Raw genomic sequence first — 15497 nt, 5'->3', positions numbered from 1 at the left:
CCCGAAGGCTTCACATCGCTTTGTTCGCTCGACTTGCATGTGTTAAGCACGCCGCCAGCGTTCATCCTGAGCCAGGATCAAACTCTTAATAAAAAATCCTTGAGGACTTATCCTCTTGACTCATGACAAACTGTAAAATTACAGTTATCACTGACTGTTTGTTTCATGGTTTGACCGAAAAAATTCGGTCTATGGTTTGCTGTTTAGTTTTCAAGGTTCAATGTTCGCCGCCTTTTTGCGACTCGTTTATCTTATCATCTCTCAAGGTCCAAGTCAAGAACTTTTTTGAAGCCGTAACACTGTTTATGAAATAAGCACTGTACGTCTCATGCAAGTGTTGCCCAAGAGAATTTCCAAGTGGAATTCGATTGGCTGCAACATACTGCTAAATTCCTTTTGGCTACTGGCTTTCCAGCCATGCGTCTCACTCAACGACAAAGACTATTTTATCAGGCCCGCTGATTATTGTCAATATGTTTTGTGGCTTTTCATAATAAAAATCCAACATGGCTATTTTACCGACCTTTGGCCAGCTATAATGCGGCTTTTTCATTACTCAAATCTGTCATCAACATAATTGCCGTGTATTATGGGCTTTTTTGCCTCCAGCGATTTTTTGACATCCAGTATTCTTTGGTTGCTTGACCCTCTGAATCTGAGAAGAAGGTCTTTTTTCTCCTGTTCAAACTTTCCATCCACAAGAATGTCCACTTCTTTTAAAAGCTGAATCCATTCCCTGTACATTATATTCTCCTCGTCAGTCAGCTGTTCAAATGTATATCCCGTATACGCCCATACATCCATTCCCAGTTTTTTCGCCTCCCTGCATATGTAGACAAGTGGTAGCGGCTGCTCAAAAGGGTCTCCTCCTGAAAGTGTTATTCCCTTGTGTATTTTAAGTTTTTCAAGCGTATCCACTATGCTTCTTACGTCTTCGTCATATCCTCCGTCAAAGCTGTGTGTTCGAGGGTTATGGCATCCGCTGCAGTTGTGTATGCATCCTTGAGTCCATATTACGGCCCTAACCCCTTCTCCATCAACTATACTGTCTATTGTAACTGGAGCCGACAGTCTTATTTTCATATTTTTTCCTCCCAATGTAATTTCTGAAACGTCCCCACGTCTGTGCCTTGCATGTCCTTGGTATATAACATAATTGGCAAATAAGGCAGCTCTTAACGAGCCGCCTTATAATAACCTGCCTATGCGTGTTTTACTCTATCTTTTACTTCCGCCCTCTTAGCATTATTGAATCTGTCTACTGTGCCTACAAGGTATCCAGTTATTCTTCTTATTCTTTCAAAATACACTTCGCCACTGCCGTCTTTGACTCCGCATGCAGGGCATATGTCTCCTATTATACCTGTATATCCGCAAGATGGGCATCTGTCTACCGGGTGGTTTATAGAACCGTATCCTATGCCGCTCTTTGCCATATGCTGAACTATGCTTACAAAAGCCTCAAGGTTCTGGCTTGGATCTCCGTCAAGTTCTATATATGATATATGGCCTCCATTTGTAATTTCATGATATGGAGCCTCCTTGTCTATCTTGTCAAATGCACTAAGCTTGTATCCTACTGGTATGTGGAATGAGTTAGTGTAGTATTCCTTGTCAGTAACCCCTTCTATCTCTCCAAACATGCTTCTGTCCATATTCACAAATCTTCCCGAAAGCCCTTCTGCCGGTGTGGCGATAAGCGCAAAATTCAGGTTATGCTCCTTGCTTGCCTCGTCCATTCTCTTTCTCATATACCTTGTTATTTTAAGTCCAAGTTCTTGAGCCTTTTCACTTTCTCCGTGGTGTTCTCCAGTAAGTGCCTTTACGGTCTCTGCAAGACCTATGAATCCAAGCGTAAGGCTTCCATGTTTTATCACGTCTCTTATAGTGTCTTCAGGTCCAAGCTCATCAGAATGTATCCAAGCTCCCTGACCCATGAGGAATGGGAAGTTCTTCACTTTTTTGCTCCCTTGTATCTCGAATCTTTCTATAAGCTGGTTTATAACTGTGTCTATCTTTTCGTCCAGTTCCATATAAAAACCTTCCATATCAGGCTCTGTCCTTCCTGATGCTATTCCGTGCTTTATCCCAAGCCTCGGAAGATTTACAGATGAGAATGATATGTTACCTCTTCCAGTTGCAACCTCTTCCCCGAATATATTCCCCATAACCCTTGTTCTGCAGCCCATATAGGTAACCTCGGTATTGTGGTCTCCCTCTTTGTAGTACTGCTTGTTGAAAGGAGCATCCAGGAAACTGAAATTCGGGAAAAGCCTCTTAGCTGAAACTCTACATGCAATTTCAAACAAGTCGAAGTTAGGATCTCCCTTTTTAAGGTTTATTCCATCTTTAACCTTGAATATGAGTATAGGGAATATAGGAGTCTCTCCATTTCCAAGACCGCTTTCCTGTGCAAGCATAAGATTCTTTGAAACAAGCCTTCCCTCAGGAGACATGTCTGTTCCAAAGTTTATGCTAGAAAACGGAACCTGTGCTCCTGCTCTCGAATGCATGGTGTTAAGGTTGTGCACAAAAGCCTCCATAGCCTGGTATGTCTGCTTTTCTATCTCTTTAGTTGATCTCCTGCATGCAAATTCAAATGCCTTTGCAGCCTTTTCGTCCAGACCCTCAGCTGAGCCTACAGCCTGCGCTATTGCAACTTTCAGTGCGCTTATGAAACCTTCCTTTTGCTCATCTGAAAACTCTATGGACTCTATATCTCCGTAGCTTTCATACACACTTGAAATTATTCCCCTTGTAGAGTCATCATCCATGTCAAATTCTATTTCAAGGTATTTCGATACATTGTCCTTCATTTTCTTTCTGAATGTCTTTATTACACCCTTCGCCATGTCAAAGTCAAATTTAGGTATCGACTGGCCTCCATGCTGGTCGTTCTGGTTTGCCTGAATCGCTATTGCCGCAAGAGCCGAATAGCTCAGTATGTCATTTGGCTCTCTCAAATATCCATGACCAGTTGAAAATCCGTTTTCAAAAAGCTTTGAAATGTCTATCTGGCAGCATGTAGTAGTTCCCATGTTCAAAAAGTCCATGTCGTGTATATGTATGTCTCCTCTTTCATGTGCCATTGCATGTTCAGGCTTTATTACAAACTTCTTGCAAAATTCCTTCGACACTGTGCTCCCGTACTGAAGCATTATTCCCATAGGAGTGTTTCCGTCTATATTTGCATTTTCTCTTTTTATGTCAGCATCTCCCGAATCCAGGAATGTTATTTTGTGTATGTCCTTCATGAGCCTGTTTTTAGAATCCCTTATTCTGTTTCTTTCGCCCCTGTAAAGTATATAAAGCTCACTAGTCTTTGCATGGCCGGTCTTTATAAGAGTTCTTACAACAGAATCCTGTACATCTTCAACTGTAGGTATTTGACCCGCGAAGCTTCTATTTAAAAACTTTACAACCTCATCTGCTATAATGTCAGCCTTATTGTAGTCTGCAGGCTTGTCCTCTTTTTTTGCAGCCTCACACGCGGCAAGATATATCGCTCTAGTTATTTTCTCTTTGTTAAAGGGAATTATTCTCCCGTCTCTTTTTCTTATCTTTTCAATCAATTTCAAAACTCCTTCCTTACTTATCCACACCATCCACAAGATATCCACACTATATTGTGTGCCCATTCTATTTATACACTATATATAGATGCAGATAACAAAAAAAATCGCCTTTTTTTATTATTTCAAAAAGGCCCTCTCTATTTCAATAAATAGCTTATCAGTTTTTTGAATATAAATCAAATCACTGTATACATTGAAATTTCAATATTTCTCATTTTGGGAATCCCCTCAAACATAGTGTTATCAACCGCTTCAAATCTCCGGTAGGATTTTTTATCTATTTTCATTTTATTTTTCCATATAATACTTACGATATGCTCATATAGCCACTAATACAGCCCATAGTTCAATCAATTTAAAAAATACACTGCAAACCCATATATATTGATACTGCAGTTGCAATGTACATTAGTACCTTTTCAAAAGTGCTGTTTGTCTTGAACCTGAATAAAAACTTAATCCTCTTTTTCGCAGGATAAAAAAGCTGAACCCCTGCGCTTGTAAGCATGTCTGATACTATATGCATTAAATATCCCAATGCAAATGGAATCGCTAAAATCCCTCTTCCCAGTTCATTCGATATGCTGTATATGGAAAATATGAATATGCCACTTCCCAATATGCTGTGGGTTATTCCTCTGTGCTTTGAAAATGCTATCATCAAAAATAAGGGTATCGTATAGAGCGCAAATCCCATGTTGCTGTTTTTCAAATAGAGATATCCTGCAACAATCGCCATTATTGTATATACTGCCATCTTGTCTATTTTTTTTGATCTTGGAAGTATCTTTCTGTTTATTTTCGACCCAGGATGGTCTATATCCGGAAGCATGCTCCCTATGGCTATGGCCGTTATGTATTCAGGTCCTGGATGCATTCCAAGCGCTTTTGCTACAGCAAGTCCCACTGCACAGCCTACTGATATGTGAGTTTTTGTCATCATTTTCAATACTCCTTCGCTTTAATCTCATACCCATATTACTACATACTAGCGCCCATTATAAAGTCTACTTTTTGCTTTGCAAAAATATTTTTTTGCTTTATAATTTACTTTATCACATTAAAACACATACCGTTGTGTTTTAAAAATTCAATAGCTGCTAAAGGAGGAAATACATCATGCTTTCTAACAGAGCCATGAACATCACCCCGTCACTTACAATAGGCATAAATACCAAGGTTTCCCAGCTAAAAGAGCAAGGCATCGACATAATAAATCTCAGCGTAGGTGAACCTGACTTTACAACCCCTGAAAAAGCAAAATATACTGCCGTAGAGGCCATAATCCACAACAAGACAAGGTATGACAAAGTCACAGGTCTAATAGAGCTTAGACAGGCGATATCAGACAAACTTCAAAATGAAAACAATATTTCATACACGCTGGATCAGATAGTAGTTTCAAGCGGCGCCAAGCATGCAATTACAAACGCCCTTATGGCTGTTGTAAATCCAGGTGAGGAAGTCCTTATACCAAAACCTTACTGGGTGAGCTACCCTGAAACCGTAAAGCTTGTAGGCGGAGTTCCCGTATTTGTCGATACTGACAAAAACAACAACTTCAAGGTGACACCTTCAGACCTTGAAAAGCTTGTGAGCAAGAATACAAAACTTATAATACTTTCAAACCCTTCAAACCCTACTGGTGCAATATACTCTAAAGACGAGCTTGAGGTGCTTGTAAACTTCTGTGTTGAAAGGGGAATAATAATACTTGCAGATGAGATATACGAAAAAATACATTATGACTGTCCTTTCACAAGCGTAGCTTCTCTGTCTGACAAGATAAAAAATATGACAATAACAGTAAATGGTTTTTCAAAATCCGCATCAATGACAGGCTGGAGAGTGGGCTATACGGCCTCAAACTCTAAAATAGCAAAGGCAATATCTTCAATACAGGGCCACCTGGTTTCACATCCAAGCACAATTTCACAGTACGCAGCACTTGGCGCACTTGTAAAATGCGACGAAGACATGGATGAAATGGTAAGTGTGTTCAAGAGCAGAAGGGACCTTGCAATATCTCTTGTAAACGAAATAGATGGAGTCGGATATATAGAACCTGATGGCGCTTTCTATATATTCATGGATATCTCATCGTTTAAAGAAAAGTTTAAAAACTCTGAAAGCCTTTCAATGGAGTTTTGCAATCAGCTTCTTGAAAAAGAGGGAGTTGCCGTGGTTCCAGGAATGGCATTTGGAACAGACGACTTTATAAGACTGTGCTATGCATGCAGCAACGAGGAACTTACTAGAGGAATTTCAAAGATAAAAAAATTCATAGAATCCCTATAAAAAAAGAAGCATCGTCTAGATGCTTCTTTTGCTTTTTATGTGACCCGTTTCATATATTTTACCGTATGTACCCGTAGCAGCATAGCCTTTTTCAGCGGAAGGCGCCCTTCTCTTCCTTGTCTTTTTATTTTTGACAGCAGCTTTTTCACTGTGCAATTCTAAAAGAGCACTCATCGAAAAAAAACACATCATCTTACCCACAAGCAAAAGAATACATATAAGACAAATCCAACTTAGCATTAACATTGCACCTCCCAATTCTATGCTGTTACCTTTAATTTGAATTTCAACTTTAAATTCCCATTGAATTTTTATTAATTTTATATTAATATACCAAAAAAAAACCTTAAAATAAAGAGTTTCGACAAACACAGCCATAAAGACCTATAAATAGTTAAATACCCCTGTCCATAAGCAATAAACAGGGGTATTTAATATATTTTAAATTCCAATTATATTTTTTTGTATTCTTATCTGTTTTCAACAGGCTTCATAGTTGGGAACAGTATTACGTCCCTTATTGAAGACGAGTCCGTAAGAAGCATTATAACCCTGTCAATTCCTATTCCAAGTCCTCCTGTTGGCGGAAGTCCAACCTCTATGGCATTCAGGAAGTCTTCATCCAGCATCTGGGCCTCTTCATCTCCAAGTTCTCTTTGCTTTAGCTGATCCATAAATCTTCCCCTTTGGTCTATAGGGTCGTTAAGCTCAGAGAACGCATTTGCTATTTCCCAAGTGTTAACAAACGCCTCAAATCTGTTTGTTATAGTAGGATCCTCAGGATTTCTCTTGGCAAGAGGTGATATCTCAACCGGATGGTGAGTTATGAATGTAGGCTGAGTAAGGTGTTCTTCACAGAACTCTTCGAACACCTCGCTTAGTATGTGTCCCTTTGTAAGCCCTTTTCTAAGCTCAAGGCCTTTCTTTTGGGCTATTTCATAGGCTTCTTCATCCGACTTTATATCGTCAAAATCTATTCCAGTGTATTCCTTGACAGCATCTTTCATGCTCAGTCTTCTCCAGGGAGGAGTAAGGTCTATCTCTTTTCCCTGGTAGTTTATCTTTGTAGTTCCAAGAGCTTTTTCAGCCATGTATGCAACTATGTTCTCAGTTATTGTCATCATGTCGTTGTAATCTGCATAAGCCTGGTAAAGCTCTATAGCTGTATATTCAGGGTTGTGCTTTATAGACATTCCTTCGTTCCTGAACATTCTTCCCATCTCGTATACCTTGTCAAAGCCTCCAACTATAAGCCTTTTAAGGTAAAGTTCGTTTGCTATCCTAAGGTACATATCTATGTCTAGAGTGTTATGGTGAGTTATGAAAGGTTTTGCCGACGCTCCACCAGCTATTGTGTTTAGTATCGGAGTTTCAACTTCAAGAAAGCCTCTCTCGTCAAGATACTCTCTGACAGCCTTCATAGCCTTGCTTCTAGTTACAAATTTCTCCTTGACCTCCGGATTTACTATAAGATCTACATATCTTTGTCTGTATCTAAGATCCGGGTCCTTTAGCCCATGGAATTTTTCCGGAAGTATCTGAAGCGATTTTGAAAGAAGCTTTATATTTTGAGCTTTTATTGATATTTCGCCCTTTTGGGTTATGAATACTTCGCCTTCAGCGCCCACTATGTCACCTATGTCGTAAGTTTTGAATATGTTGTATTCATCTTCTCCAAGAGCATCCAGTTTTACATAAAGCTGCATTCTTCCCTGCGAATCCTGAATATCCATGAATGTTGTCTTTCCGTGACCCCTCTTGCTCATTATACGGCCCGCCAGGCATACATTTTGTCCCTGCATCGCTTCTATATTTTGCTTTATATCTTCAGAATATGCTGTTATATCATATTTTTCATTTTTAAAAGGATCCCTATTGGTATCCTGTAGATTTTTAAGTTTTTCCCTTCTTATTTGGAGCATTTCATTTAAATTCAATTCTTCTGACAATTACGGCACCTCCACATGCTTATCTTCTTATTTCTACTATTTTAAACCTTGCCGTTCCGTCTGGAACCTGTACGTCTATTTCTTCGTCTTTTCTTTTGCCTATAAGCGCGCTTCCCACTGGAGACTCGTTAGATATTTTATTTTCATACGGATCAGCTTCTGCAGATCCAACTATAGTATATTCAGCATGTTCGTCAAATTCATAATCGAACACCTTTACTATAGAACCTACAGTTACCATATTTTCGTCCACTTCTTCTTCTTTTATTATCTTTGCCTTCCTAAGCATGTTCTCAAGCTTTAATATTCTCTCTTCAACCTTAGCCTGCTCATTCTTAGCCTCGTCATACTCTGCATTTTCTGATATATCTCCAAATGCTATGGCCTCTTTGATTCTTCCCGCAACTTCTTTTCTAGTCACAGTCTTTAGCACTTCAAGCTCGTTTTCTATCTTGTCATAACCTTCCTGGGTAAGAAGTATTTCTTTATTGTTTGAATCCATAAAACTTCCTCGCTTTCTATACCTTTGTATTTAAACAAAAAAAACTGATAAAATCAATACAATTTTATCATTACAGCCAACCTTGAACCAAAATATGGAAATTTCACACTGTTATTATCTTTCACGCATTCCCATAATATTTACATACGTTATAATGAATTATAAATTAGTATTTTTTTTATGTCAAGAATTATAGACTAAACTCATCCATATATACACTAAGCCTTTTTGTAACATCTTCAAATGTCTTAAACTTGTGTATCTCTTCTCTCACTCTTGCAGAACCCTTCATTCCCTTCAAATACCATCCAAGATGTTTTCTCATTTCCACCACTGCGCTGTATTCACCCTTTACATCCATTACCATCTCAAGGTGCCTTATTGCAGTGTTTATCTTTTCAATATCATCAGGCTCTCTGTATTTCTCGCATCCTTCAAGCTGGCTGCTCACCTGACCAAATATCCACGGATTGCCTTGGGCTCCCCTTCCTATCATCACAGCATCGCATAGCGTTTTTCTAAACATGTTTTTTGCATCATCGGCGCTCTTTATATCTCCATTTCCAATTACGGGTATTGAAACGACCTCTTTTACCATCCTGATTATGTCCCAGTCTGCGCTTCCGCTGTAGTACTGCTCTCTCGTCCTTCCGTGCACTGCCACGGCACTCACTCCACATTCCTGGGCTATTCTGGCTATCTCGCATGCATTTATGCTCTCATCATCCCAACCTGATCTTATTTTTACAGTTACGGGCTTTTTCGAGGCCTTAACAGCAGCCTCCATTATCCTTCCCGCAAGATCCGGATTTTTCATAAGTGCGCTCCCGTCGCCGTTTTTCACTATCTTGGGCGCCGGACATCCCATGTTTATATCCAGTATTTCATTGTCATGGCCGTTTAATATTTCAACGGCCCCTTTTATATATTCAGGTTCGTGCCCGAATATCTGAAGTGCTACCGGGTGTTCTCTCTTGTGTATTTCTATCATACTCTTAGTCTTTTCGTCATCATAGCAAAGGGCCTTTGCATTTATCATCTCCGTATATAAAAGGCCACATTCCATTTCCTTGCAAAGCAGCCTAAACGGAAGATCTGTTACTCCCGCCATGGGCGCCAAAAATACTCTGTTTGAAAGCTTTACTCTTCCTATTTCTATACTGCCTTTCAATTTAGTCTCCTTCCCATGCAAGCTTTTCACAATCCATGTTCACTCCATGTGCAAGCCAACTTGAACATACAAAATACGCCGACAAAGGCCAGGCATTACCCGACCTTTGATTTATTCATTGCATATATTATCCTCAGACCCTCAAGCGTCAAGAACTTGTCTATATGGTCTATGTTAGCAGTCTCAGAAGATATTAACGTCGCAAGCCCTCCTGTGGCTATGACCTTCGTATTTTCGTCTCCAAGCTCTATTTTCATCATATCCACAATCCTATCCACAAGCCCTGCGTACCCATATATTATACCAGATTGCATCGCTGAAATAGTATTTTTGCATATGGACATTCCCGGCTTTACAAGTTCCACTCTCGGAAGCTTTGAAGCCTTTTGGAAAAGGGCTTCAATTGATATTTTTATTCCTGGCGATATTGTACCGCCAAGGTACTCACCCTTTTTCGACACCGCGCAAAATGTGGTTGCAGTCCCAAAATCTACTATTACAAGGGGGCCTCCGTATTTTTGATATGCCGCCACTGCATTAACTATCCTGTCTGCTCCAACCTGCCTTGGGTTGTCATATTTTATATTCATTCCCGTCTTGACTCCAGGCCCTATCACGAGAGGTTTTTTTTCACAGTATTTTATGGAGAAATTCTCCAGAGAATGCATTACATTTGGAACTACTGAAGATATTATTACATCCTCTATTTTCGAAAGATCCAGACCTTCATAGCTGAAAAGCTGGCTTATTAGTATTCCATATTCGTCTGACGTCTTTTGCTTGTCAGTTTTAATTCTCCAGTCCTTTATAAGCTCTTCCCCATCATATACACCAAGAACCGTATTAGTATTTCCAACATCGCACACCAAAAGCATACTACATCTTCCCCTCGATATAATTATTCGACACTTTCTATTTTAAAAGCCTCAGCCCCTTGCATACACCCGAAACAACCAGCATTGCAATTATAACTTCAGGAATGCCATGGCTTATTCCTATTCCAAGTATCATCTTTCCTGCAAGCGCTGGATCAGCCCCAAGCTTCTCCGCAAACTGGGCTCCATAAAGCAGATACGCCATTCCAAGCACACCTATAGTATTCGTAAGCGTTCCTATAGCCCCTGCAAACGACGTCTGCAGCACTGCTGACTTCGAAAATCTCTTAAGTATAATGTATCCATAGTAAGACGTAATCCCTATTGCTATTCTTGGAACTACCGATATAAGCGGATTCCAAAATATGAATGATACAGGAGTCGGCTGAGTTATACTTTGTATCATGCTGAAAACCCCAAACATTAGCCCTACCATCATTCCGACAATCGGACCTTCAACTATGGCCCCTATTATTACAGGTATGTGCATTATGGTAGCTTTCATAGTGGGACTTACCGGTATAAAGCCCAGCGGCGTCATGCCCAGTATTATTGATATGCTTCCCAAAACCCCTATAATGCTCATCTTCCTTACAGAAATACCCTTCTTTCCACTTGCTTCAATCATAGCTGCACCTCCGTTCCGGTTCAAATTGATACCGGACTTTAATTTTATTTATTTATTTTTGAATGTCAGACTCTCTTCAAAAAGATGCCTGCAGTTTCAGTTTAATTTTAACAGCAAAATTTTTAGTTTTCAATAATTATAATGAAATGCAGTTAAAAAACCTTATAGAGATAAAACTAGACATTTATTTTTGCGATGTCACATCTTTGTATGATTTGAGTCCCCCTGACGAATCCGCATTCTTGACAGCGCTTATTATGGCCTTTTCCATGGACTCCGCCGCCAGTATTCCAATCCTGTTGATGTCGGCATCAACGCTTCCTGTTGCTAGTGTGAATATGCTGTCTCCGTCATATAAAGTGTGAACAGGGTTTATGGCCCTTGCATATCCGTCATGGGCAAAATACGATATTCTCTTCGCCTGGGCCTTAGTAAGGATTGCATTGGTTATAACTGCTCCTATTGTAGTGTTTTTGCCCGTAAATCCATTGTCATTTTCACCCATTGACATGCATATTCTGCTGTCTGCAAATCCTCCGCTTTTGCTTAGCGCCCCCGCTATTATTCTGCCGTTCTCATATACATCCCCATATGCGTTGACTGCAACTATAGACGATACTACAAGCCCGTCTTCACACTTCATGGAGTGCATCCCCATTCCGGACTTCATCGCCAGTTCACTTCCAAGCGCCTTGCCGACGCTGGCTCCACATCCTGCACCGAAGCACCCCTGCTTGAATTTTCCCTCTTCAGAAGATATGCACGCCTCATATCCCATATCGGCACTTGGCCTTGCCTTTGGGTCTCCCACATTCAGATCAAATAGCACAGCCCCCGTCACTATGGGCACCTTCGCCACTCCTACGTCAAACCCCACGCCCTTTTCCTCAAGGTATCTCATGACGCCGCTGCAGGAGTCCAGCCCAAACGCCGAGCCTCCCGCAAGCACTACCGCATGCACTTTTTCTATCATGTTAACAGGATCCAAAAGGTCGGTCTCCCTTGTCCCTGGCGCCGCCCCCCTTACGTCCACGGAACACACACCGCCCCGCTCGCATATTATAACGGTGCAGCCCGTAAGCCCCTCATCGTTCTGGGCGCTTCCGACTCTCACCCCTTTTATGCCCAGTCCATTTTCCCTGTCCACTATTCGTCGTCCGCCTTTCTTATTGAAACCTCGCCCGATACCAGACTTTCCTTTCTGCCGTCTTTGTATTCAACCAAAAGGTCTCCGTTTTGGCTTATGTCAAGAGCCCTTGCCTTTTTCTTTTCACTCCAGGTTATCACATATATATCCTTTCCTATTACAGCCGATCTTTCCCTGCATATTTCCACAACCTCTTTTAGGTCGTCATTTTTTATATAATCTACATAGAGCCTCTCGAAATTTTCAAATATAGATCTTATTATATCGGCTCTTTTGATGGCGTGCCCCTCTTTGTAAAGAGATGTAGCAATATCACTTATTTCATCTGGAAAATTGTCGCTTTTAACATTCATTCCCATTCCCAGCACTATATAGTTTATCCGATCAATCTCTGCTGCCATTTCCGTAAGTATCCCGCAAAGCTTTTTACCATTTAAAATTATGTCGTTCGGCCATTTTATCATGGCACTTACTCCAAATTCGTCAAGTGCCTTTACTATTGCTGCTCCTGCTATTTGAGTTATTATTGACGCCTTGTTCGGAGCTATGTGTGGCTTTAGGAGCATGCTCATCCATATACCATCGCCCTTTTGAGAATGCCAGTACCTGCCCATTCTTCCCTTGCCCTTTGTCTGCTCATTTGCAATCACAACTGTCCCGTCAGTACTCCCGCCTGCAATGGACTTTATGTGGTCATTTGTAGATCCTATTGAATCCATGTATATTATCTTTTTACCTATAAAGCTTGTGCGGAGCGAATCACTTATAATCTGGGGATTTATTATATCCGCATCGCCTATGAGCATGTAACCCCGTCTGCTTGCTGAATCTATTTCAAAGCCGTCCTGCCTAAGACTGCTTATATGCTTCCACACTGCAGCTCTTGATATTCCAAGGCTTTCAGATATCTTCTCCCCAGAAACAAAACTGCCTTTGTTTCGAATCAAGTATTTAAGCACTCTGTCCTTCAAAGTCATCATCCTTTCGTCTAACACTTGCCTGCCACTGATCAAGCAGTTCTTCAATCTCCTCCGCTGGAAGTGGCGGGCTGTAATAATACCCTTGTACGCTTGTACAGTCTATCTCCCTTACAAACTCAAGCTGCTTCTCAGTCTCCACACCTTCGGCAATAAGCCTTAAATCCAAATTATGGGCGAGGCTTGAAATTATCCTGGCTATGGTGCCGTCATCACTGTGTGGGTATCCTCTGACAAACTGCATGTCTATCTTTATCTTGTCTATTTCAAGATTTCTAAGATATCCTAAAGATGAATATCCAGTTCCAAAATCATCTATGGCAATGCCGACTCCCAAGGCCTTTATCTTTTTGAGCTGCTCGTCTATGTTTTCAAAATTTTCAATCAGAAGGCCTTCAGTTATCTCCACTTCAAGACTTTTTCCTGGAATATCGTATTCTTTCAACATTCCTTCTATCGCACAAGGGATGTCTGTATTTCGAAACTGTATGGGTGATATATTGACAGCAACATTTATGTCAAATCCTTTTTCACTCCATATATGCCGCTGCCTGCACGCCTGCCTCATGACCCATATTCCAAGCGGTGATATTAGACCTGTTTTTTCCGCTATGGGTATGAATTCAGCAGGGGAAACCCTTCCAAGTTCAGGGCTTTCCCATCTGAGAAGGGCCTCAACGCCGCTTATGCGGGCATTTTGGATATCCACCTGAGGCTGGTAGTATACTTCAAACTCTTCTTTTTCCAGAGCCCTTTTAATCCTGCTTTCGACTTCTATTCTCCTTATGTATTCAGACTTCATATTCTCGTCAAAGCTAAATATATTGATTCCATTTTCAACTGCATATTCACGGGCTATATTTGCATTTTCTATAACTTCACTCGCTTCATCAGAATCTCTATAGCTCGCAACCCCCGCCGCAATATTTACATATGTGTGTTTTTCGCCTATGACATAAAGACCACTTAGCGTCTCTATTATATTTTCTACAATCTCTTTGGCAACAGGTATTCCATTTGAATGTGAATAAAACAGAGTAAATTCATCTTTACCTGTCCTCGATATCAATATATTCTTTTGCTTTGCAGCCTTAAACCTGTTTGTTATTTCAACAAGCAGATTGTCTCCGTACCTGTACCCAAGGCTCTCATTCACAAGTGAAAAATTTATGACTTTAAGCGATATCAGCGAAAATCTCGCGTCTTTCTCCATACGCCTGTTCACTATTTTTAAAAAAAGCGCCTTGTTTGGAAGTCCAGTCAGCATGTCATAGTTTTCAAGCCTCTTGACCCTTCTATTTATTTTTTTCTTGTCTGTAAGGTCGTCAAATACCCCTATGTACTTTACCTCTCCCCCGACTCCAATTATAGAGTTTATTCTAAGCCATTTTGGGTACATCTGCCCGTTTTTTTTCTTGTCCCACACCTCGCCTTTCCAGCTTCCATAGTTTATTATGGAATCCCACATATTCTTATAAAACTGCTGTCCATGCACTCCTGATTTGAATGCAGATGTCTTTTTGCCTATGACTTCTTCTTCCTCGTACCCAGTTATTTTCGTGAATGCCTCGTTGACAAATATTATACTTGTGTGCTCATCCGTGATTATTACAGCTTCTGAAGTGTTTTGAATTATTCCACTCGACAGTTTCATCTTTTCATTGTATTCATGTCTTTGATAATAACTCTTTCCCAGCACTAAAGATATGAATGCTATACCTACCGAAATAATGATGGACTCCATAATAGTGTTTTTATTTTGCCAAAACAAAACTCTTGAATTCAATGTTGCTGCCATAAAACAACCCATTAAAATCATAAAAATAGCTATAGCATATGCCGCTATAAGCCTGTTTTTCTTTACTTGCCTTATGCTGTGCAAAATTACTCCTCCATACAAACAAATTAGTCACTATATCATTATAAAATAAAAAAGGCCTTATACAAAATGTATTCGGCCTTTTTGTCTACTTTTTCTTTTTTTCAACCATTTTAAAAAACTTGTCCATGTCTATGACAGCCCTTTTGTGTATTCCCTCTCCCACTTTTTCGTTTTCATCAAAGACCTCGACTTTGAACTCCATTTTGACACCGTCAACCTTTGTGAGCTCTGCATTCGATGTTACCTTCATGCCAACTGGAGTCGGTGCAATGTGCCTTATTTCAAGGCTTACTCCAACAGAGCCCTCTCCTTCCTCAAGATACGGCTCTAGCGCCTGTGCACATGTGATCTCCATAAGCGATACCATAACTGGTGTTGCAAAAACCTCAACGTCTTTATTGCCCAGCGCAGCTGCAGTGTCTTCATATTTTACAAGCTTCTCAAGGCTTGCCTTTACCCCTGGCTTTATCTCCTTCATTATGTCACTCCTTTT

14 protein-coding genes and 1 rRNA gene are annotated in these 15497 nt (G+C 40.4%); 1 reads left to right on the top strand and 14 read right to left on the bottom strand.

What is annotated here, in order from left to right; genetic code table 11:
• The 4 genes from BUQ87_RS06735 to BUQ87_RS06720 all read right to left on the bottom strand — a co-directional run.
• Positions 1–93 (bottom strand): 16S ribosomal RNA (locus tag BUQ87_RS06735); the annotation flags it as partial.
• Positions 94–552: 459 nt separating this feature from the next.
• Positions 553–1083 (bottom strand): anaerobic ribonucleoside-triphosphate reductase activating protein, encoded by a 531-nt coding sequence (gene nrdG / locus BUQ87_RS06730; protein WP_038266258.1) that lies wholly within the window; start codon positions 1081–1083, stop codon positions 553–555.
• 119 nt (positions 1084–1202) lie between these two features.
• The gene (locus BUQ87_RS06725) at positions 1203–3572 is read right to left on the bottom strand and encodes an anaerobic ribonucleoside triphosphate reductase (RefSeq protein ID WP_038266255.1); all 2370 of its coding nucleotides are present in this window, start codon (positions 3570–3572) and stop codon (positions 1203–1205) included.
• Between the two features lie 358 nt (positions 3573–3930).
• Complete coding sequence (locus BUQ87_RS06720) at positions 3931–4518, bottom strand: metal-dependent hydrolase (protein WP_052636177.1); 588 nt, start codon at positions 4516–4518, stop codon at positions 3931–3933.
• A gap of 176 nt (positions 4519–4694) precedes the next feature.
• Here BUQ87_RS06720 and BUQ87_RS06715 point away from each other — a divergent pair, with 176 nt between their 5' ends.
• Positions 4695–5873: a pyridoxal phosphate-dependent aminotransferase gene (locus BUQ87_RS06715; RefSeq protein ID WP_038266253.1), complete on the top strand. Its 1179-nt coding sequence runs from the start codon at positions 4695–4697 to the stop codon at positions 5871–5873.
• Positions 5874–5888: 15 nt separating this feature from the next.
• On the opposite strand, the gene BUQ87_RS15155 is transcribed toward BUQ87_RS06715, so the two are convergent.
• The 10 genes from BUQ87_RS15155 to BUQ87_RS06665 all read right to left on the bottom strand — a co-directional run bounded on the left by BUQ87_RS15155 (position 5889) and on the right by BUQ87_RS06665 (position 15482).
• Complete coding sequence (locus BUQ87_RS15155) at positions 5889–6251, bottom strand: hypothetical protein (RefSeq protein WP_038266249.1); 363 nt, start codon at positions 6249–6251, stop codon at positions 5889–5891.
• 92 nt (positions 6252–6343) lie between these two features.
• Complete coding sequence (lysS, locus tag BUQ87_RS06705; RefSeq protein ID WP_038266339.1) at positions 6344–7795, bottom strand: lysine--tRNA ligase; 1452 nt, start codon at positions 7793–7795, stop codon at positions 6344–6346.
• 46 nt (positions 7796–7841) lie between these two features.
• On the bottom strand, positions 7842–8324 hold the full coding sequence (gene greA, locus BUQ87_RS06700) for a transcription elongation factor GreA (protein ID WP_038266247.1): 483 nt from the start codon (positions 8322–8324) through the stop codon (positions 7842–7844).
• A 190-nt stretch (positions 8325–8514) separates the two neighbouring features.
• The gene (gene dusB, locus BUQ87_RS06695; RefSeq protein WP_038266337.1) at positions 8515–9483 is read right to left on the bottom strand and encodes a tRNA dihydrouridine synthase DusB; all 969 of its coding nucleotides are present in this window, start codon (positions 9481–9483) and stop codon (positions 8515–8517) included.
• A 107-nt stretch (positions 9484–9590) separates the two neighbouring features.
• Positions 9591–10370 (bottom strand): type III pantothenate kinase, encoded by a 780-nt coding sequence (locus tag BUQ87_RS06690; protein ID WP_038266244.1) that lies wholly within the window; start codon positions 10368–10370, stop codon positions 9591–9593.
• A gap of 37 nt (positions 10371–10407) precedes the next feature.
• The gene (locus BUQ87_RS06685) at positions 10408–10998 is read right to left on the bottom strand and encodes an ECF transporter S component (RefSeq protein WP_038266242.1); all 591 of its coding nucleotides are present in this window, start codon (positions 10996–10998) and stop codon (positions 10408–10410) included.
• A gap of 184 nt (positions 10999–11182) precedes the next feature.
• Positions 11183–12145 (bottom strand): P1 family peptidase, encoded by a 963-nt coding sequence (locus BUQ87_RS06680; RefSeq protein WP_038266238.1) that lies wholly within the window; start codon positions 12143–12145, stop codon positions 11183–11185.
• Complete coding sequence (locus BUQ87_RS06675; RefSeq protein WP_242943795.1) at positions 12145–13140, bottom strand: biotin--[acetyl-CoA-carboxylase] ligase; 996 nt, start codon at positions 13138–13140, stop codon at positions 12145–12147. Before BUQ87_RS06675 ends, BUQ87_RS06680 begins: the two co-directional genes overlap by 1 nt.
• On the bottom strand, positions 13097–14866 hold the full coding sequence (locus BUQ87_RS06670; protein ID WP_207647175.1) for a putative bifunctional diguanylate cyclase/phosphodiesterase: 1770 nt from the start codon (positions 14864–14866) through the stop codon (positions 13097–13099). The genes BUQ87_RS06675 and BUQ87_RS06670 overlap by 44 nt, the downstream gene beginning before the upstream one ends.
• Positions 14867–15089: 223 nt before the next feature.
• Positions 15090–15482 carry a thioesterase family protein gene (locus BUQ87_RS06665; protein ID WP_038266230.1) on the bottom strand — a complete coding sequence of 131 codons (393 nt, stop codon included), beginning with the start codon at positions 15480–15482 and terminating at the stop codon, positions 15090–15092.
• Between the last annotated feature and the right edge of the window lie 15 nt (positions 15483–15497).

Origin of the sequence: Peptoclostridium litorale DSM 5388 (assembly GCF_900141635.1) — a bacterium.
GTDB lineage: Bacteria > Bacillota > Clostridia > Peptostreptococcales > Peptostreptococcaceae > Peptoclostridium > Peptoclostridium litorale.
This window is presented reverse-complemented; position numbering and strand designations above follow the sequence as displayed.